Here is a 4,333-nt window from a genome sequence, read left to right on the forward strand (position 1 = left end):
GATATTGTCTGCCGCGATGGCGACACCGTTGTTTTTGTCGAAGTAAAAACCCGCAGCGGTTCAACCTACGGCGGCCCCGCCGCCGCACTGACCCCTGCCAAGCAGCGTACCCTGTGCCGGGCGGCCAGGGCGTGGCTTGCGGCCCACGATGCATGGAGCAGCCCTTGCCGGTTTGATGTGGTCTGCATTGTGCGCGAGGGCGATACCCTGCACCTGGAGCACTGCCGCCATGCCTTTGAATGCGAACCGTCTGTGGATAGTGGCAACGCCGCTTGGCAACCCTGGTGATCTTTCGCCGCGAGCACGCGAAGTGCTGGCAAGCGCAGATCTTGTGCTGGCAGAGGATACCCGGCGCACTGCCCGCCTGTTGCGCGACTGCGGCATTGAAGCCCGCCGCCTGCTGAGCTTTTACGACCACAATGAGGCCGAGCGGCAAGAGGGTGTGCTGCGCATGCTGCGTGAAGGCCAGACAGTTGCCCTTGTCTCCGATGCCGGAACGCCGCTCTTGGCAGACCCCGGCTACCGCCTGGTGCGCGCCTGCCGCAAGGAAGGCCTTGCCGTATCCCCACTGCCGGGGCCTTCGGCTCCTGTGACGGCCCTTTCCGCCGCTGGCATTCCCCCGCTGCCGCACAGTTTTCTGGGATTTCTGCCGCGCGATGCCGCAGGACGCGACGCCCTTTTTGCCGCCTTTGCCCATGTGCCGGGCGCGCTCATTTTTTTTGAGCGCAAGGATCGCCTCAAGGAGAGCCTCGCTCAGGCCTCGCGCATTCTTGGCCCCCGCGAGGTGGCCGTGTGCCGGGAATTGACCAAGGAACACGAGGAATTTATAGTAGGTCGTCTGGAAGACAGCGGCCTGCTGCCCGATGAACTGCTGGGCGAAATCACCGTGGTTGTCGGCCCGCCGGAACAGGCGGAACGAACTCCACGGGAAGATGTGCTGCTGCTGGCGCAAGAGGAACTCGCTCAGGGCGGCAAACCCCGTCAGGTTGCCCGCAGGGTGCAGGATGCCGTGCGCGGCTGGTCGGGCAAGGAAATCTACGCCCTGCTGACAGGCACGGAACAGGCAGAGCCGGAAGCTTAGGGACTGTTCGCTCTGTGGCTCTTTGCTCTCTGCAAGACGGGCTTTGCATCAGGCCAGCAGTTGCGCACGCTGCGGAATCAGCTTGCGACAGCAGATCGTGGCCGAGTGATCCACAAGGCGGCGCTTTCCTTTTGGACGCGTCCTCGCCGCAACTGCCAAACCGGCATGCCACGGGGTTGCCATGTATCCCACACGCGTTGTACTTGCCTGCCTGGCGCGCACAAGCTGCATCAATGCAGCCATGACCGCCCGGGGGATGCAACAGATAGGTCTGGCCTACGTGCTGGAGCCTGCCCTGCGCGAGCTGTATCCCGAGCCGCAGGCCTTTGCCCGCGCCATGAGCCGTTATGCGGGGCACAGCAACACCCACCCCTTCATGATTCCCCTTTTTGTGGGCATCCTGCTTTCGCTTGAGCAGGCCATTGCCAAGGGGGCACTGCCGGAAGGCGCGCTGAATTCCGTGCGCGAAACACTGGCCACAACCCTTTCCGCCCTGGGCGACTCATTTTTCAGCGGCACATTGCTGCCCCTGTGGTCGCTGCTCAGCATCAGCCTGCTGTTGGCGGGCTTTACCAATGTGGCCATGCTGCTGGCGGTGATCCTGTTCGGTTCCCTGCTGCTGTTCAGGTCCATCTGTTTTGTTTCCGGCCTGCGGTACGGGCTGACCACGCTCGCCCGCCTGCGCAAGCTCAACCTCATCAACTGGGTGGACAGACTCAAGATGGTCAATGCGGCCTTGGCGGCCCTGGTCATCTGGCATCTGCCCATCAGCACAATGAAGCCCTTTCCCTGGACAGCCTATGCCATGGGCGCAGCAGCAGTGCTTGCCGCCGCATGGCTCGTGGGACGAATGCGTCTGCCAAGGCTGCTGCTGTGGGTTGTGACAACAGGAGCCCTTATTCTCGTGGACTTGGGCTTCATAGGCATGTAGAATATACGTGTTTTTCGGTAGTGGACACGCTTTGTCCCCCTTTGGCCGATAAAACGCTCATAAGGTAGGATAATGGAAGAAGCCATTGAACAAACGCCGCGAGGGCTGGCGCTACGGGTATGCATTGGCCTGCGCAACGGCCTGCACGCCCGGCCGGCGGCCCGGCTGGCGCAGGAGGCGCAGCGCTATGCCTCGGATATACTGCTTGTCAGCGACACAGGCGAGGTAGACGCCAAAAGCATGCTCGACATACTTTCTCTTGCGCCGCCCGCCAATGCGGAACTGACCCTGGTGGCTCAGGGTGACGATGCCCGCGAGGCCCTTTGCGGCCTGGCCCAATTTTTAACAAATTTACAGGACTGACATGGCCCGCGCGGTACTTTTCGGCACACCTGTTTCGCCTGGCATAGCCATAGGCAGGGTGCGTTTCATGCACAAGGCACGGCAGGATGACGAGCGCCGTATCACTGCCGCCGAAGTGGCTGCGGAGCAGGAGACCCTGCGCGCCGCCGCTGAAAGCGTGCGCGCCTCGCTGGCCGCCACCATGGAAAATGTGCCGGAAGACCTTTCGGAATACCGCGACGTCATTGCCGCCCAGATGGAAATGGCCCGCGACCCCAAGCTGCTCAAAGCTGCGCTGGCACGCATAGAAAGCAATCTTGTGTGCGCCTCGTGGGCGCTCAAACTCACGGTGGATGAACTGTGCGCGCTGTTCAGAAGCATGGACGACGCCTACCTGCGCGACCGAGCTCAGGATATCCGCGCCGTGGGCCTGCGCCTGCGCGAGCATCTGGCGGCAGACCCGGCCCACAAGGGAGATGATGAAACCCCCGGCGTGCTTGTGGCCGAAGACCTCTCACCCGCCGATGTCATGGAGCTCAACCTTGACCGGGTGCTGGGCATTCTGACCGCAGAAGGCGGCCCCACCTCGCACACGGCCATTTTGTCGCGCGGATTGCACATTCCCTGCCTTGCGGGCGTTACCGGGCTTATGGACATTGCCCGCGAAAACGAGACGCTGGTAGTGGACGGCCTCGGCGGCAGCGTGCTGTTGAGCCCCGACGAGGCTGACGAAGCCCGTTTTGCGGCCCGGCGCGAGGAATATACGGCGTGGGAAGACCTCACGCTCAAATCTGCCCGCTGGCCCGCCGAAATGTGCGATGGCGTGCGTGTGGAAGTGCAGGCCAACCTTGAAGGCACCAATGAGCTGTCTGCTCTTGCCCAGTGCGGGGCCGACGGCGTAGGCCTGTACCGCACCGAATTTGCCTATTTCACCGACCGCCTGCCGTCAGAAGAAGACCTGCTGGCAGAATACGCGGCGGTGGCCCAGCGGGCCGCGCCGGATCGCGTGGTCTTTCGCACGCTTGACGTGGGCGCAGACAAGATGCTCCACGCCCAGGCAGTGCTCAAGGAGCCGAACCCGGCGCTGGGGTTGCGCGGCATACGCTTTTGCCTGCGTCATCAGGGCATCTTTCGCACGCAGTTACGGGCGCTCATGCGCGCCGGGGCCATGGGCAACGTAGCCATCATGCTGCCCATGATTTCCTGCCTGGATGAAGTGCAGCAAGTGCGCCGTATCATGCAGGAACTGCATCAGGAGCTTGCGGCGCAAAATCTGCCCCACGCCCCCCTGCTGCCCTTGGGCGTCATGGTTGAAACCCCGGCTGCGGCCCTTATTTGCGATGCCCTCGCGCGGGAATGCGATTTTTTCAGCATCGGCACCAATGACCTTATCCACTACATAATGGGCATTGACCGCAACAACCGCCATGTGGCCTACCTCAACGAGCCGCTGCATCCGGCTATCGTGCGCTCGCTCAAGCACATCATTGATGCCGCCCACCGCGAGGGCATAGGTGTTTCCGTCTGCGGCGAGCTTGCTTCTGACCCCTTTGGCCTGGCCCTGCTGCTGGGCATGGGCGTGGACACCGTGTCCGCTGCCCCCCGATTTGTACCGGGCATGAAGCACCTTATACGCCAGTTCAACGCCCAAACCTGCATGGATCTGGCCAACAGCGTGCTGCTCAGCACGGATGTGGCCGCTTCCAAGCGCATGGTGCGCGAAGCGTTGCAACAGTCACTGGGACAGGAACTGGCCTTTCACACCACAAGCCTTTTCACATACAGTCACCCATGAACCAGAAAACATCCCCATCCACTGTGGCCCTGAATAAAAAGGCCCGCCACCTCTATGAACTTTCCGAGTTCACCGAGGCGGGCATTGTACTGACCGGCCCGGAAGTCAAAAGCATCCGCGCGGGCAAGGTCAACTTTATTGATAGCTATGTAGACTTTCGCCAGGGAGAAGCCTGGCTTGTTTC

Annotated in this window: 6 protein-coding genes; all 6 read left to right on the forward strand. The window is 62.0% G+C overall.

The genetic code is table 11. The features are described 5' to 3' along the window. Nucleotides 1-288: YraN family protein (locus VEZ52_RS06440; protein ID WP_324836093.1), on the forward strand; the 288-nt coding region annotated here is incomplete at its 5' end. Further along, a complete protein-coding gene (rsmI, locus tag VEZ52_RS06445; protein ID WP_324836094.1) occupies nt 230-1,081 on the forward strand; it encodes a 16S rRNA (cytidine(1402)-2'-O)-methyltransferase in 852 nt (283 codons plus the stop codon). The genes VEZ52_RS06440 and rsmI, both read left to right, overlap by 59 nt. A gap of 181 nt (nt 1,082-1,262) precedes the next feature. After that, nucleotides 1,263-2,012, forward strand: coding sequence for a PTS system mannose/fructose/sorbose family transporter subunit IID (locus tag VEZ52_RS06450; protein ID WP_324836095.1), 750 nt, complete (start codon nt 1,263-1,265; stop codon nt 2,010-2,012). A gap of 72 nt (nt 2,013-2,084) precedes the next feature. Continuing rightward, complete coding sequence (locus VEZ52_RS06455; protein WP_027180722.1) at nt 2,085-2,375, forward strand: HPr family phosphocarrier protein; 291 nt, start codon at nt 2,085-2,087, stop codon at nt 2,373-2,375. 1 nt (nt 2,376) lies between these two features. Continuing rightward, on the forward strand, nt 2,377-4,149 hold the full coding sequence (gene ptsP, locus VEZ52_RS06460; RefSeq protein WP_324836096.1) for a phosphoenolpyruvate--protein phosphotransferase: 1,773 nt from the start codon (nt 2,377-2,379) through the stop codon (nt 4,147-4,149). Then, nucleotides 4,146-4,333: SsrA-binding protein (locus tag VEZ52_RS06465; RefSeq protein WP_324836097.1), on the forward strand; the 188-nt coding region annotated here is incomplete at its 3' end. The genes ptsP and VEZ52_RS06465, both read left to right, overlap by 4 nt.

It is taken from the genome of Desulfovibrio sp., assembly GCF_035644575.1.
Lineage (GTDB): Bacteria > Desulfobacterota > Desulfovibrionia > Desulfovibrionales > Desulfovibrionaceae > Desulfovibrio.